Here is a 14,176-nt window from a genome sequence, read left to right as displayed (position 1 = left end):
CGATCCGATCCGAGGTTCCCGTTCGAGGTCGAATTCTCGCTGGTTCCTCTAGCGGTCGGGCCGACTGATCTTCATGATTTCTCTCCACAGGGGAATCCGCGACGGAGACCGCGACCAGGAGGGCTGTCCATGCGCGTCGGTGTGCCGAAGGAAGTCAAGAACCACGAGTACCGGGTGGCGATCACCCCGATCGGCGTGCACGAGCTGGTCGCGCACGGTCACGAGGTCGTGGTCCAGGCCGGCGCGGGGGAGGGCTCCTCGATCGGCGACGAGGACTACGTCGTCGCGGGCGCGAGGATCCTGCCCGACGCGGACGCGGTGTGGGGTGCCGCGGAGATGGTGCTGAAGGTCAAGGAGCCGGTCGCGGAGGAGTACCACCGGATGCGGGAGGGGCAGGTGCTGTTCACCTACCTGCACCTGGCCGCGGACAAGCCGCTGACCGAGGAGCTGCTCGCCCGCCAGGTCACCGCGATCGCCTACGAGACCGTGCAGCTGCCCTCGGGCGCGCTGCCGCTGCTCTACCCGATGTCGGAGGTCGCGGGTTGCCTGGCGCCCCAGGTCGGCGCGTACGCGCTGATGAAGGCCCAGGGCGGTCGCGGTGTGCTGATGGGCGGGGTCGGTGGTGTCGCGAACGCCAAGGTCGTGGTGATCGGCGCCGGCGTCGCGGGGCAGAACGCGGCGAACATCGCGCTGGGGATGGGCGCTGACGTGACCCTGCTCGACACCGACCTGGACAAGCTGCGGATGTCGTTCTGGCGCTACAACAACCGGGTCCACGGGCTGGCGTCCTCGCGGCTGGCGATCGAGCAGCAGGTGACCGAGGCCGACCTGGTGATCGGCGCGGTGCTGATCCCGGGCGCGGCGGCGCCGAAGCTGGTCTCGAACGAGCTGGTGTCGCGGATGAAGCCGGGCTCGGTGCTGGTCGACATCGCGGTCGACCAGGGCGGCTGCTTCGAGGACACCCGGGCCACGACGCACGCGGATCCGACATATCAGGTGCACGGCTCGACGTTCTACTGCGTGGCCAATATGCCGGGTGCGGTGCCGCACACGTCGACGTACGCGCTGACCAACGCGACCCTGCCGTACGCCGTCGCGCTGGCCGACCGGGGCTGGCTCGAGGCGTGCCGGGCCGACGCCAGCCTGGCGCTGGGGCTCAACACCCACGCGGGCGCGCTGACCAACGCCCCGGTCGGGGCGGCCACCGGCATCGCGTCGGTCCCGATCACCGAGGCGCTAGCCTGACCGCGTGAGTGGCACAGGTGCGGTGGACCGGGCGGTCCGCACGTATCTGGACCACCTGGTGGTCGAGAAGGGACTGGCGGCGAACACGCTGTCGTCGTACCGGCGCGACCTGCGGCGCTATCGCGAGCACCTCGCGGCCGCGGGTATCGACGCGCTCGACGCCGTCACCGAGGCGACGGTGACCGCGTTCCTGGCGCGGCTGCGCGAGGGCGACGCCGACCACCCGCCGCTGAGCGCCTCCTCGGCGGCCCGGACCGTGGTGGCGGTGCGCGGCTTCCACAGGTTCGCGGTCGCCGACGGCCTCGCGCAGGCCGACCCGGCCGCCGGCGTGAAGCCGCCGAGCCCCGCCAAGCGGCTGCCGAAGGCGCTGCCGCTGGCCGACGTCGAGGCGATCCTGGAGGCGGCGGGCGCCCCCGGCACCCCGCTCGCGCTGCGGGACCGGGCGCTGCTCGAGCTGCTCTACGGCACCGGGGCGCGGATCTCGGAGGCCGTCGGCCTCGACGTCGACGACGTCTCCGGCCTCGGTGAGGACCATGACGACAACACCGTCCTGCTGCGCGGCAAGGGCGGCAAGGAGCGGCTGGTGCCGGTGGGCTCGTTCGCGCGGGCGGCGCTGTCGGCGTACCTCGTCCGGGGTCGGCCCGCGCTCGTCGCGAAGCCGACGCCCGCGCTCTTCCTCAACTCCCGCGGCGGCCGGCTGTCGCGCCAGTCGGCATGGGCGGTGCTGGTCAAGGCCGCCGAGCGCGCCGGGGTGACCCGCGACGTGTCGCCGCACACGCTGCGGCACTCGTTCGCCACGCACCTGCTCGACGGCGGCGCCGACGTGCGCGTCGTCCAGGAGCTGCTCGGCCACGCGTCGGTGACCACGACCCAGGTCTACACGCTGGTGACCGTCGACAACCTGCGCGAGGTGTTCGCCACCGCGCACCCGAGGGCCCGCCATGGCTGACGCCTACGACCGGATCCTGGAGTACGCCGAGGGGCGCGGCCTCGCGCTGTACCCCCACCAGGAGGACGCGATCCTCTCGCTCCTGGCCGGCGACAACGTCGTGCTCGCCACCCCGACCGGATCAGGCAAGTCGCTCGTCGCGATGGCGGCCGCGATGACGGCGCTCGCCGACGACCGGGTGACCTTCTACACCGCGCCGATCAAGGCGCTGGTGAGCGAGAAGTTCTTCGACCTCGTCGAGGTGTTCGGCGCCGCGGACGTCGGGATGCTGACCGGCGACGTCGCCGTCAACGCCGACGCCCCGGTCATCTGCTGCACCGCCGAGGTGCTCGCCAATATCGCCCTGCGCGAGGGCGCCGCGGCGGACGTCGGCATGGTCGTCATGGACGAGTTCCACTTCTACGGCGAGCCCGGCCGCGGCTGGGCCTGGCAGGTGCCGCTCATCGAGCTGCCCCAGGCGCAGTTCCTGCTCATGTCGGCCACGCTCGGCGACACCACCGAGCTCGCCGCCGACCTGACTCGCCGCAACGGGCGCGAGACGACGATCGTCGACCAGGCCGAGCGCCCCGTCCCGCTGGACTTCTCCTGGTCGCTGGAGCCGATGGGGGACAAGCTCGCGGAGCTGGTGACCACCGGCCAGGGCCCGGTGTACGTCGTGCACTTCACCCAGGCCGCCGCGGTCGAGCACGCCGTGTCCCTGCTGAGCGGACCCGGCCGGCTGGACGTGGTGCTGCCGAAGGACCGCAAGGAGCGGATCGCCGAGCGGATCGCCGGCGTCCGCTTCGCGGCCGGCTTCGGCAAGACCCTCAACAAGCTGCTGCGGCAGGGGATCGGCGTCCACCACGCCGGGATGCTGCCGCGCTACCGCCGCCTCGTCGAGCAGCTCGCCCAGGCCGGCCTGCTCACCGTCATCTGCGGCACCGACACCCTCGGCGTCGGCATCAACGTGCCGATCCGGACCGTGCTCTTCACCGGGCTCGCCAAGTTCGACGGGAGCCGGCAGCGGGTGCTGCGGACCCGGGAGTTCCTGCAGATCGCCGGACGGGCGGGGCGCGCGGGCTTCGACACGGCGGGCTATGTGGTCGTCCAGGCGCCCGAGCACGTCATCGAGAACGAGAAGGCCAAGGCGAAGGCGGAGGAGCGCCGGGCTGCCGGCAAGAAGAACTCCAAGGCACAGCTGAAGAAGCCGCCCGAGGGAACCGTCGTCTGGACCGAGCAGACCTTCGCGAAGCTGGTCGAGGGGCGGCCCGAGCCGCTGAAGAGCCAGATGAAGGTCGACAACGCGATGCTCGTCAACGTCGTCTCCCGCGAGGAGGACGCGTTCCCGGTCATGCGGCGACTGCTGATGGACAACCACGAGGACCGGCGCAGCCGGCTCCGGCTCGCGAAGCGCGCGGTGCGCCTGGCCCGCAGCCTGGTGACCTCCGAGGTGCTCACCCGGCTCGACGAGGTCGACGGGCTCGGCCGCCGCTACGTGCTGACCGAGGCGCTGCCGGAGGACTTCGCGCTCAACCAGCCGCTGTCGCACTTCGCGCTGGCCGTGCTCGACGTGCTGGACCCCGACGGGCCGTCGTACACCCTCGACGTGGTGTCCGTGGTCGAGGCGACCCTGGAGACGCCGCGGCCGCTGCTGATGGCCCAGCGGCACGCCGCGCGCGGCGAGGCGATCGCGGCGCTCAAGGCCGACGGGGTCGAGTACGACGAGCGGATGGCCCTCGTCGAGGACATCACCTGGCCCGAGCCGCTCGCCGACCTCCTCGAGCCGCTCTTCGAGACCTACCGGGAGCGGCATCCCTGGCTCGCGCCCGACGCGCTGGCGCCGAAGTCGGTCGTCCGGCAGATGTGGGAGCAGGGGATGGGCTTCACCGACCTCGTCTCCCGTTACCAGGTGGCCCGCTCCGAGGGACTCGTGCTGCGCTATCTCACCGACGCCTACCGCGCGCTGCGGCAGACCGTCCCGGCGTCGTACCGGACCGAGGAGCTGGAGCTCCTCGTCGACTGGCTGGGCGAGACGGTCCGCCAGGTCGACTCCTCGCTGCTCGACGAGTGGGAGGCGCTCAACGACCCGGCCCACGCCTCGCGCGAGGTCAGCCACCACGCCCCTCCGCCCCCGCCGCGTCCGCTCAGCCAGCAGGGCCGGGTGTTCGACGTCATGGTGCGCAACGCGCTGTGGCGCCGGGTGGAGCTGGTCGCCCGCGACGACGTGCCCGCCCTGGCCGCGCTCGACGCCGGCGCGGACCGGGGCGAGTCGGACTGGACGGAGTCGGACTGGGACGCCGCGATCGAGGACTACTACGCCGAGCACGACCGGCTGCTCACCGACGCGGACGCCCGCGGGCCCGCGCTGCTCGCGGTCGAGAGGGCGGGCGGCCGGTGGGTCGCCACGCAGACGCTGCACGACCCGGACGGCAACCACGACTGGGTGATCCGGGCCGAGGTCGACCTCGCGGCCAGCGACGAGGCGGGCGAGGCCGTCGTACGGACGCTGGAGATGGTCAGCCTGACCGGGTGATCCGGAGCCTGTGGATGACCGGTTGCCGAGACGGCCGGAAGGGCGCAGGGTCGAGTCGTCCTCCAGTGCATCCCAGATGGGTACCATCATGCTCGTGAGCACTCAGATCGCCGTGCGGCTGCCGGACGATCTCGTCGCCTGGATCGACCAGCAGGTCGCCGAGGGCGGTGGCTCGCGCGCGGCGGTGACCACGACGGCGCTGCGGCGCTACCAGCGGCAGGTGGGGGCCGCCCGGGATGCCGAGATCTATCGGGAGACCGGGGATATCCAGATCTCGAAGGCATGCATGAGGGACGCGTCTACCCCGATCTCGACTGATGCGGGACATTCATCTCGCCCGGGTCGACAAGACGCGACCGGTCGTCGTCCTCACGCGCGAGCTTGCTCGTGACGCATTGAGCAATGTGACCGTCGCGCCGATCACGTCGACCGTGAAGGGCATCGGTACCGAGGTGCGGGTGGGCTCCCGCGGCGCGCCTCCCGAATGTCGCCGTGTCGACATTGTTGGATGGAGGAGTCCCGGGCTCTGGGGAAGGAGCCCGCAACCACTCCAGCAAAGGTGAGGGCGATGGTCGGCTTCCACGGAGGATCCAGTGCACCCGACATGCCGCCGAGGATGCCGGTCCCGGCGCCCGGCAGCGACGTTCCGCTCGGCACGGACGGGACGGAGGACGCCATGACCCTGCAGTTCCCGGCGCCCGAGCCGGCGCCCGAGCCCGAGCCCGAGGCCGACCGCGCCGCGGTCCAGACCGCCGGCGGCGAGATCGGCCCGACCGGCCGGCCGATGCCGGTGCTGCCGGAGCCGCGGCCGGTGACCGCCCACGGCAACGCCCGGGTGATCTCGATGTGCAACCAGAAGGGCGGCGTCGGCAAGACCACGACGACCATCAACCTGGGTGCCGCGCTGGCGGAGTACGGCCGCAGGGTGCTGCTCGTCGACTTCGACCCGCAGGGCTCGCTGTCGGTCGGCCTCGGGCTGAACCCGCACGAGATGGAGAGCACGGTCTACAACCTGCTGATGGACCCGGAGACCACGCTCGACGAGGTCGTGGTGCCCTCCGGCGTCCCCGGCATGGACCTGCTGCCGTCCAATATCGACCTCTCGGCGGCCGAGGTGCAGCTGGTGCACGAGGTCGCCCGCGAGCAGACCCTGCAGCGGGTGCTGGCGCCTGCCATCGCCGAGTACGACGTCATCCTCATCGACTGCCAGCCCTCGCTCGGCCTGCTGACGGTCAACGCGCTCACCGCGTCCCACGGCGTGATCGTGCCGTTGGAGTGCGAGTACTTCGCGCTGCGCGGCGTGGCGCTGCTCAAGGCGACCATCGACAAGGTCAAGCAGCGGCTCAACCCCGCGCTGGAGGTCGACGGGGTCCTCGGCACCATGTACGACGGCCGCACGCTCCACGGTCGCGAGGTGCTCGAGCGGCTGGTGCAGGCCTGGGGCGACCAGGTCTTCCACACCGTGATCCGCCGCACCGTCAAGTTCTCCGACTCCACCGTCGCCGGCGAGCCGATCACGTCGTACGCCTCCGGCTCGAGCGGGGCGGAGGCGTACCGCCAGCTCGCGAAGGAGGTGGCGCTGCGGTGTCTCGACGTGTGAGCATGCCGGCCGCGGACGACCTGTTCCGGCCCACCGGGGAACCCACCGTCCGTGCCGTTCCCGACCCGCCCGCCGAGCTGGCGCCGGACGCCGTGCCGCAGAAGGGCCCGAGCGGCCGGGTCCGTCACGACGAGAAGATCACGGTCTACGTCACCTCGGCGGAGCTGATGGAGCTGGAGAAGGCCCGGCTGACCCTGCGCGGCGAGCACGGCCTGGTGGTCGACCGCGGCCGCCTGGTCCGCGAGGCGCTGCACCTGGTCCTGGGCGAGCTCGAGGCCGAGGGGGAGAGCTCCGCGCTGGTCAGGCGCCTGCGTGAGTCATGATGCAGGTGTGAGCGAGCTCGAGGCGGACGCCGAGCAGGAGGGCCACGGCGGCTTCGCCGTACGCCTGGCCAACTTCGAGGGCCCGTTCGACCTGCTGCTGAGCCTGATCTCCAAGCACAAGCTCGACGTCACCGAGATCGCGCTCTCGCAGGTCACCGACGAGTTCATCGCCCACATCAAGCAGCTCCCCGACGACGCGCTGGAGGAGACCACCTCCTTCCTGCTGGTCGCGGCGACCCTGCTCGACCTCAAGGCCGCCCGGCTGCTGCCGGCCGGCGACGTCGAGGACGAGGAGGACCTCGCGCTGCTGGAGGCGCGCGACCTGCTGTTCGCCCGGCTGCTGCAGTACAAGGCCTACAAGCAGGTCGCGGCCGTGCTCGACGGGCGACTGCAGGCCGAGTCGCGGCGCCATCCGCGGGCCGTGGGCCTGGAGGATCGCTTCGCCGGCCTGCTGCCCGAGGTGCTGATCGGGATCGGCCTGGACCAGTTCGCCGCGCTGGCGGCGAAGGCGATGACGCCGGCGCCGGAGCTGCAGCTGACCCTCCACCACATCCACGCCCCGACCGTCAGCGTGCGCGAGCAGGCCGCGGTCGTGGTCGACCGGCTGCGCCGCAGCGGCACGCTCACCTTCCGGGCGCTGTGCGGCGACTCGCCGGACACGCTGACCACCGTCGCGCGGTTCCTGTCGCTGCTGGAGCTGTTCCGGGAGGGGGCCGTCGCCTTCGACCAGGTGACCCCGCTCGGCGAGCTCACCGTCCGCTGGACCGGCGACGAGGAGGTCGACATCGAGGACCTGATCACCGACGAGTTCGACGGGGCGGCACCGGCCGACGAGCCGCCCCCGGAGGAGACCCCGCATGACTGAACAGACCGACGAGGCGCTGCCCGTCCCGGTCGCCGACCTCCGCCCCGCGCTGGAGGCCGTGCTGATGGTCGCCGACCAGCCGCTCGACGCGGTCGCCCTGGCCACCGCGGTGGGCTATCCGGAGCCGCAGGTCGCCGAGGCCCTGACCGCCCTCGCCACGGAGTACGACGAGCAGGGCCGCGGCTTCGAGCTGCGCAATGTCGCCGGCGGCTGGCGCTACTACACCCGCGAGGAGTACGCCCCGGTCGTCGAGGCGTTCGTGCTGGAGGGCCAGCAGGCCCGGCTCACCCAGGCCGCGCTGGAGACCCTCGCCGTCGTGGCCTACCAGCAGCCGGTCTCCCGGGCCCGGGTCTCGGCCGTCCGCGGCGTCAACGTCGACGGCGTGATGCGGACCCTGATCAGCCGCGGCCTGGTCGAGGAGGCCGGGCGCGACGGCGAGCACGGCGCGACGCTGTACCGCACCACGGCGTACTTCCTGGAGCGGATCGGCATCGTCTCCCTCGACGAGCTGCCCGACCTCGCGCCCCACCTGCCCGAGCTCGCCGACGTCGAGGAGGAGCTCGCCCCGGCGTCGGAGCCGGAGCGCGCGGAGGAGCCCGCCGAGGAGTCTGTCGAGGAGTCCGCCGAGGAGCCTGCCCGTGACGCGTGACATCGCGGTCGACGACGACGGCCTGGTCCGGCTGCAGAAGCTGCTCGCCCAGTCCGGCGTGGCCTCGCGCCGCCGCTGCGAGGAGCTGATGCTCGAGGGCGAGGTCGAGGTCGACGGCGAGGTCGTCACCCGGCTCGGCACCAAGGTCGACCCCCGCACCGCCGTCATCAGGGTGTCCGGCAAGCGGCTGCCGCCGGTCTCCGACCACGTCTACCTCGTGCTCAACAAGCCGCGCGGGGTGGTCTCCACGATGTCCGACCCGCAGGGCCGCCGTACCCTCTCGGACCTGCTGACCGACCGCAAGGAGAGGCTCTTCCATGTCGGCCGGCTCGACACCGACACCTCCGGCCTGCTGCTGCTCACCAACGACGGCGACTTCGCGCACCGGATGGCGCACCCGTCCTTCGAGGTCGAGAAGACGTACGTCGCGGAGGTGACCGGCCGCCTCGCCAAGGGCACGGTCGCCGACCTGCTCGCCGGGGTCACGCTCGACGACGGCCCGGTGGAGGTCCGCCGGGCGCGGGTCATCGACACCTCGGCGGAGAGGTCGATCGTCGAGCTGGTCATCCACGAGGGCCGCAACCGCATCGTGCGGCGCCTGCTCGACCAGGTCGGCCACCCGGTGCGCCAGCTGAGCCGCACGAGGTTCGGGCCGATCGAGCTCGGCACCCTGCGCGGCGGCACCCTGCGGGAGCTGTCCGACGACGAGCTCGGCCAGCTGCTGGAGCTGGTCGGCCTCTAGACCTACCGTGGACAGGGTGATCCCGGCCCCACCGGTGCCCGCCGCGCTGCGGCGCTATGTCGTCGCACGGCTCCCGTACGACGTCGCCTTCGGCGCGCCCGGCGTCCACCGCGGGCTCCCGTCGACGACGCTGACGTTCGTGCTGCCGATCGACGACCCGCTGCGGGTCTCCTGGGCAGGACGCCCGGCGAGCCTGCACGCCGCGTGGGGCTCGCTGTCGGGGCTGCACACCGAGCCGGCCGCCATCCACCACGACGGCGCGCAGCAGGGCATCCAGCTCGCGCTGACCCTGGAGGGCGCGCGGGTGCTGCTCGGCCGGCCCGCCGCCGACCTGGCGGGTGCGCTGACCGACCTCGACGAGGCCGTCGTACCGCCGGCGCTGCGCGAGCTGCCCGAGCGGCTGCATGCGACCCCGGCCTGGGCGGCGCGGGTCGCGCTGGTCGACCGCACCCTCGCCGGGCTGGCGGCGCGCGCGGGGGACCCGGAGCCCCGGGCGGAGGTGGCGCACGCCCTGGCCCTGCTCACCTCCGGCACCGGCGTGGAGGCGGCCGCGGCCGAGGTGGGCTACAGCCGGCGACGGCTGTCCTCGCTGGTGCGCGCCGAGTGCGGGCTGGCTCCCAAGGCGTACCAGCGGGTGGCGCGCCTGGAGGCGGCGCGGCGGCTGCTCGGTCACCGTCCGCTGGCGGAGGTCGCCGCGTCCTGCGGGTACGCCGACCAGGCGCACCTCACCCGGGAGTGGAGTGCGCTGGCCGGGTGCACGCCGACGACCTGGCTGCGCGAGGAGTTCCCGTTCGTTCAAGACCGCGGTGACGGCGGAGGCGCAGGATCGGAGCATGACTGAGACAGCGACAGCAGCAGCGACCGTCCGGCTCTGGCCGGCCGTGCAGTTCCGCGACGTCGAGGCGATGACCGCCTGGCTGCGGGCGATCGGCTTCGTCGAGCACGGCACCTACCGCGACGACACCGGCACCGTGGTCCACGCCGAGTGGCTGTGGCCCGGCGGCGGCGGGCTGATGTTCGGCGCGGTCCGGCCGGAGAGCCCGCTCCAGCCGTCGGGCTCGGGCGCGGTGTACCTGGTGACCGACGACCCCGACGCCGTCTTCGAGGCCGCGGTGGCCGCCGGCGCGAGCGTCGAGCGCGCGATGGTCGACCAGGACTACGGCGGCCGCGGCGGCAGCGTCCGCGACCCCGAGGGCAACCACTGGTCGTTCGGGTCCTACCAGCCGGGTGCGGAGGCGAGCGGCTGACCCTGCGGGCCATGTCCTAGCCTTGCCTGCGTGTCTGAGACGAGTGTGCTCGCGGGCCCGGTCGAGATCGTCGGGACCGGCCTGATCGGCACCTCGATCGCGCTGGCCTGCCGCCGCGCCGGCCTGGAGGTGCTGCTCACCGACAGCACCCCGGACCACGTGCGGACCGCGACCGGCCTCGGCGCCGGCCGGCCGCGCGCCGAGGACGACGTGCCGCAGCTGGTCGTCGTCGCCGTACCCCCGGACGCGCTGGGCGGCGTCATCGCGCGCGCCCTCGACGCCGCCGGGCCGGAGACCGTGGTGACCGACGTCGGCAGCGTCAAGGCCGGACCGCTGGCCGCGGTCGGCGGGCATCCGGGGCTGAGCAGGTACGTCGGCAGCCACCCGATGGCGGGCACCGAGCACTCCGGTCCGCTCTCGGCGAGCGCCGAGCTGTTCGACGGCCGGCCCTGGGCGATCACGCCCGGACCCGACGCCACCCCGGCCGCGACCCGGGTGGTGGAGGCGCTGGCGCTGGTCTGCGGGGCGGTCCCCGTCCACCTGAGCCCGGTCGAGCACGATCGGGCGGTGGCCCGGACCTCCCACGTCCCGCACCTGATGGCCTCGCTCGTGGCCGGCACCCTCGCCGGGGCCGCGCCGGACCATCTCGCGCTCTCCGGCACCGGCGTGCGCGACGTCACCCGGGTCGCCGGCGGCGACCCGGAGCTCTACAGCCAGATCATCAGCGGCAACGCCAGCGCCGTGGCGACCCTGCTCACCGAGATCCGCGAGCGCCTCGACCTCGCGCTCGAGGCGGTCGCCGGGGGCGACCGGGTCGGCCTGGAGTCGCTGCTGGCCTACGGGCAGGCCGGCACCCGCGCGATCCCGGGCAAGCACGGCGCGGCGCCGCAGCCGATGGCCGCGGTCCGGGTGGCCCTGCCCGACCAGCCGGGCGGCCTGGCGCGGCTGTTCGCCGACGCCGGCGACAGCGGGGTCAACATCGAGGACGTCCGCATCGACCACGACCCCGGCCGCCCCGTCGGACTCGTCGAGATCGACGTCGTCGCGGACCGCGCCGAGGAGCTGCGGAGCGTGCTGGAGTCCCGGGGCTGGGCCACGCTGTCCTGACGTGCCACGGGTAAGGTTCCGCCCGTGGACGTGCCGGTGAATGTCGTGGTCGCAGTGGACGGAACCTCCGGCTCCGGCAAGTCGAGCACCTGCCGCGCGGTCGCCGTCCGGCTGGGCCTGCGCTACCTCGACACCGGGGCGCAGTACCGCGCGGTGACCTGGTGGATGCTGCACCACGGCGTCGACGTGCACGACCCGGCCGCGGTCGCCGCGCGCGCCGCGGAGCCTGTCCTCGCGTCCGGCACCGACCCGCTCGCGCCCACCATCACGGTGGACGGCCGCGACGTCTCCGTCGAGATCCGCAGCGACGAGGTCAACGGCGCGGTCTCACCCGTGAGCGCGGTGCCCGAGGTGCGCGCCCGGCTGGTCGACCTCCAGCGGGAGATCATCGCCCCCGCCGCGGGACCCCGCGGCGGCATCGTCGTCGAGGGCCGCGACATCGGCTCCGTGGTCTGGCCGCAGGCCGACCTCAAGGTCTACCTCACCGCCGATCCCGCGGCCCGGGCCGCCCGCCGGGCGCTGGAGAACGGCGGCGCCGACGTCACCGCGACCCGGGAGTCCCTGCTCGCCCGCGACCGGATCGACTCGGGCCGGGCGGTCGCGCCGCTGACCATGGCCGACGGTGCGGTCCACGTCGACTCCACCGAGCTGACCCTGGACGAGGTCGTCGACGTCGTGGTGGGCCTGGTAGCGCGTCGCGGCCAAGGCGCGGGCCCGGAGTCGCCCAGGCACGCGCCTCACGGCGTTGGCGAAGCTCGGTAGACAACCCGGTATGCCGTCGCTCCGCCGCCTTGCGATGCACGCACCTGGACACCTCCAAGCCCCACGTCTTGGTCGCGACGCGATACCGGTGATGGAGCGCGCGTGAGCGCGCATCACCAGGTGCCGCGCAGTCATGCGGTGCGGACCCCGGCGCGTGGGCTGCTGGTGCGCGGCCGGCGTACGTCGCAGTGGCTGATCCGGCGCCGCTGGGACGTCCGGGTCCACCACGCCGGGCGGTTCCCGGCGACCGGTCCGGCGGTCGTGGCGGCCAACCACATCGGCTTCGTGGACGGTCCGCTGATGGCGATCTTCGCGCCCCGGCCGGTGCACGCGCTGACCAAGATCGAGATGTTCGCCGGGCCCCTGGGCGGCTTCCTGCGGGCGACCGGTCAGATCCCGCTCGACCGGTTCCGCACCGACCCGGCCGCGGTGCGGATCGCGCTGCGGGTGCTGCGCGAGGGCCACGCGGTCGGCGTCTTCCCCGAGGGCACCCGCGGCCCGGGGGACCTGGAGACCTTCCACGGCGGCGCGGCGTACCTCGCCCTGGTGACCGGCGCGCCCGTCGTACCGCTGACCTTCCTGGGCTCGCGCGACCCGGGCGGGTCCAGCAGCTCGCTGCCCCACAAGGGGGCGCGGATCGACATCGTGGTGGGGGAGCCGTACGCCGTCGATGCGGTGCCGTGGCCCCGGACGCGGGAGAATGTCCGTTCGACCTCGGCCGTGCTGCGCGACCACATGCAGCGGCAGCTGGCCGGAGCCCTGGACGAGACGGGGCGGAGCCTGCCCGGCCCGCTCCCGCAAGGAGAGCGTGATGAGTGAAGACACCCCGGCCGGGGTGGTCCCGGTGCTGGCCGTCGTCGGCCGCCCGAACGTCGGCAAGTCGACCCTGGTGAACCGGATCCTCGGCCGCCGCGAGGCGGTCGTCGAGGACGTCCCCGGCGTGACCCGCGACCGGGTCTCCTACGACGCCGAGTGGGCCGGGCGGGCGTTCACGCTCGTCGACACCGGCGGCTGGGACCCCGACGCCCGCGGCATGGCGGAGCGGATCAAGGCGCAGGCCGAGATCGCGGTCAGCCTCGCCGACGCCGTGCTGTTCGTGGTCGACGCGACCATCGGCATCACCGACGCCGACGAGGCGGTCGTCCGGGTGCTGCGGAAGTCCGGCAAGCCGGTCGTGCTCGCCGCCAACAAGGTCGACGACGAGCGCGCCGAGGCCGAGGCCCACGGCCTGTGGAACCTCGGCCTGGGGGAGCCCTTCGCGGTGTCCGCGCTGCACGGGCGCGGCTCGGGCGACCTGCTCGACGCCGTGCTCGCGGTGCTGCCGGAGGCGCCGGACCGGCTCGAGCAGGAGATCGGCGGGCCGCGGCGGATCGCCATCGTCGGGCGCCCCAATGTCGGCAAGTCGTCGCTGCTCAACAAGCTCGCCGGCGAGGAGCGGGTCGTCGTCGACAACGTCGCCGGTACGACCGTGGACCCGGTCGACGAGCTGGTGTCGCTGGGGGGCCGGGAGTGGCGGTTCATCGACACCGCCGGCATCCGCAAGCGGGTCAAGGAGGCATCCGGCCACGAGTACTACGCGTGGCTGCGCACCTCGACCGCGATCGAGCGCGCCGAGGTGTGCGTGCTCGTGCTCGCCGGCAACGAGTCCATCGCCGAGCAGGACATGCGGATCCTCCAGGAGGTGCGCGAGGCCGGCAAGGCGCTCGTGATCGCCTTCAACAAGTGGGACCTCGTCGACGCCGAGCGCCGCTACTACCTCGACCGCGAGATCGAGCGCGACCTCGTCCAGGTGCAGTGGGCGCCGCGGATCAACATCACCGCGAAGACCGGCTGGCACGTCGACCGGCTCGTCCCCGCCCTCGACCGTGCGATCGAGGGCTGGGAGACCCGGGTGTCGACCGGCGCGCTCAACTCCTTCCTCGGCCGGATCGTCGCCGAGCACCCGCACCCGGTGCGCGGCGGCAAGCAGCCGCGGATCCTGTTCGGCAGCCAGGTGCAGAGCGCCCCGCCGGTGTTCAAGCTGTTCACCACCGGCCGGCTCGACCAGGGCTACGAGCGGTTCGTCGAGCGCCGGCTGCGCGAGGAGTTCGGCTTCGTGGGCACGCCGATCGAGATCAAGGTCCAGCCGCGGGAGAAGCGCTCCCGGAGGTAGCCGGCCGGCCCTCGCTCCCGGCG

Annotated in this window: 16 protein-coding genes; all 16 read left to right on the top strand. The window is 73.3% G+C overall.

Features of this window, described 5'->3' with window-relative positions; translation table 11 throughout:
- The first annotated feature begins 129 nt into the window (after positions 1-129).
- The 16 genes from ald to der all read left to right on the top strand — a co-directional run bounded on the left by ald (position 130) and on the right by der (position 14,153).
- Positions 130-1,245 (top strand): alanine dehydrogenase, encoded by a 1,116-nt coding sequence (ald, locus tag FIV44_RS29995; RefSeq protein ID WP_141007634.1) that lies wholly within the window; start codon positions 130-132, stop codon positions 1,243-1,245.
- Positions 1,246-1,249: 4 nt separating this feature from the next.
- Complete coding sequence (locus FIV44_RS29990) at positions 1,250-2,194, top strand: site-specific tyrosine recombinase XerD (RefSeq protein WP_141007633.1); 945 nt, start codon at positions 1,250-1,252, stop codon at positions 2,192-2,194.
- Positions 2,187-4,706: a DEAD/DEAH box helicase gene (locus FIV44_RS29985; RefSeq protein ID WP_141007632.1), complete on the top strand. Its 2,520-nt coding sequence runs from the start codon at positions 2,187-2,189 to the stop codon at positions 4,704-4,706. Before FIV44_RS29990 ends, FIV44_RS29985 begins: the two co-directional genes overlap by 8 nt.
- Positions 4,707-4,800: 94 nt before the next feature.
- Positions 4,801-5,097 carry a ribbon-helix-helix domain-containing protein gene (locus tag FIV44_RS29980; RefSeq protein WP_141007631.1) on the top strand — a complete coding sequence of 99 codons (297 nt, stop codon included), beginning with the start codon at positions 4,801-4,803 and terminating at the stop codon, positions 5,095-5,097.
- Positions 5,024-5,269 carry a type II toxin-antitoxin system PemK/MazF family toxin gene (locus FIV44_RS33465; RefSeq protein ID WP_141007630.1) on the top strand — a complete coding sequence of 82 codons (246 nt, stop codon included), beginning with the start codon at positions 5,024-5,026 and terminating at the stop codon, positions 5,267-5,269. The genes FIV44_RS29980 and FIV44_RS33465 overlap by 74 nt, the downstream gene beginning before the upstream one ends.
- Positions 5,270-5,382: 113 nt before the next feature.
- The gene (locus FIV44_RS29970; RefSeq protein WP_219996228.1) at positions 5,383-6,306 is read left to right on the top strand and encodes a ParA family protein; all 924 of its coding nucleotides are present in this window, start codon (positions 5,383-5,385) and stop codon (positions 6,304-6,306) included.
- A 2-nt stretch (positions 6,307-6,308) separates the two neighbouring features.
- On the top strand, positions 6,309-6,629 hold the full coding sequence (locus FIV44_RS29965) for a hypothetical protein (protein ID WP_141008143.1): 321 nt from the start codon (positions 6,309-6,311) through the stop codon (positions 6,627-6,629).
- Positions 6,630-6,636: 7 nt separating this feature from the next.
- A complete protein-coding gene (locus FIV44_RS29960; RefSeq protein ID WP_219996226.1) occupies positions 6,637-7,494 on the top strand; it encodes a segregation and condensation protein A in 858 nt (285 codons plus the stop codon).
- Complete coding sequence (scpB, locus tag FIV44_RS29955; protein WP_141007627.1) at positions 7,487-8,143, top strand: SMC-Scp complex subunit ScpB; 657 nt, start codon at positions 7,487-7,489, stop codon at positions 8,141-8,143. The genes FIV44_RS29960 and scpB overlap by 8 nt, the downstream gene beginning before the upstream one ends.
- Complete coding sequence (locus tag FIV44_RS29950) at positions 8,133-8,885, top strand: pseudouridine synthase (RefSeq protein WP_141007626.1); 753 nt, start codon at positions 8,133-8,135, stop codon at positions 8,883-8,885. Before scpB ends, FIV44_RS29950 begins: the two co-directional genes overlap by 11 nt.
- 16 nt (positions 8,886-8,901) lie before the next feature.
- On the top strand, positions 8,902-9,726 hold the full coding sequence (locus tag FIV44_RS29945) for a helix-turn-helix domain-containing protein (RefSeq protein WP_246086718.1): 825 nt from the start codon (positions 8,902-8,904) through the stop codon (positions 9,724-9,726).
- Positions 9,719-10,132 carry a VOC family protein gene (locus FIV44_RS29940; RefSeq protein ID WP_141007625.1) on the top strand — a complete coding sequence of 138 codons (414 nt, stop codon included), beginning with the start codon at positions 9,719-9,721 and terminating at the stop codon, positions 10,130-10,132. The genes FIV44_RS29945 and FIV44_RS29940 overlap by 8 nt, the downstream gene beginning before the upstream one ends.
- 30 nt (positions 10,133-10,162) lie before the next feature.
- Positions 10,163-11,239, top strand: a complete 1,077-nt coding sequence (locus FIV44_RS29935) for a prephenate dehydrogenase (RefSeq protein WP_246086717.1) — start codon at positions 10,163-10,165, stop codon at positions 11,237-11,239.
- Positions 11,240-11,263: 24 nt separating this feature from the next.
- On the top strand, positions 11,264-12,001 hold the full coding sequence (gene cmk, locus FIV44_RS29930; protein ID WP_141007624.1) for a (d)CMP kinase: 738 nt from the start codon (positions 11,264-11,266) through the stop codon (positions 11,999-12,001).
- Positions 12,002-12,103: 102 nt separating this feature from the next.
- Entirely contained in the window at positions 12,104-12,820 is a 717-nt protein-coding gene (locus FIV44_RS29925; RefSeq protein ID WP_246086716.1) for a lysophospholipid acyltransferase family protein, read from the top strand.
- Entirely contained in the window at positions 12,813-14,153 is a 1,341-nt protein-coding gene (gene der / locus FIV44_RS29920; RefSeq protein ID WP_141007623.1) for a ribosome biogenesis GTPase Der, read from the top strand. The genes FIV44_RS29925 and der overlap by 8 nt, the downstream gene beginning before the upstream one ends.
- Positions 14,154-14,176: the final 23 nt, after the last annotated feature.

Source organism: Nocardioides humi, assembly GCF_006494775.1.
Lineage (GTDB): Bacteria > Actinomycetota > Actinomycetes > Propionibacteriales > Nocardioidaceae > Nocardioides > Nocardioides humi.
This window is presented reverse-complemented; position numbering and strand designations above follow the sequence as displayed.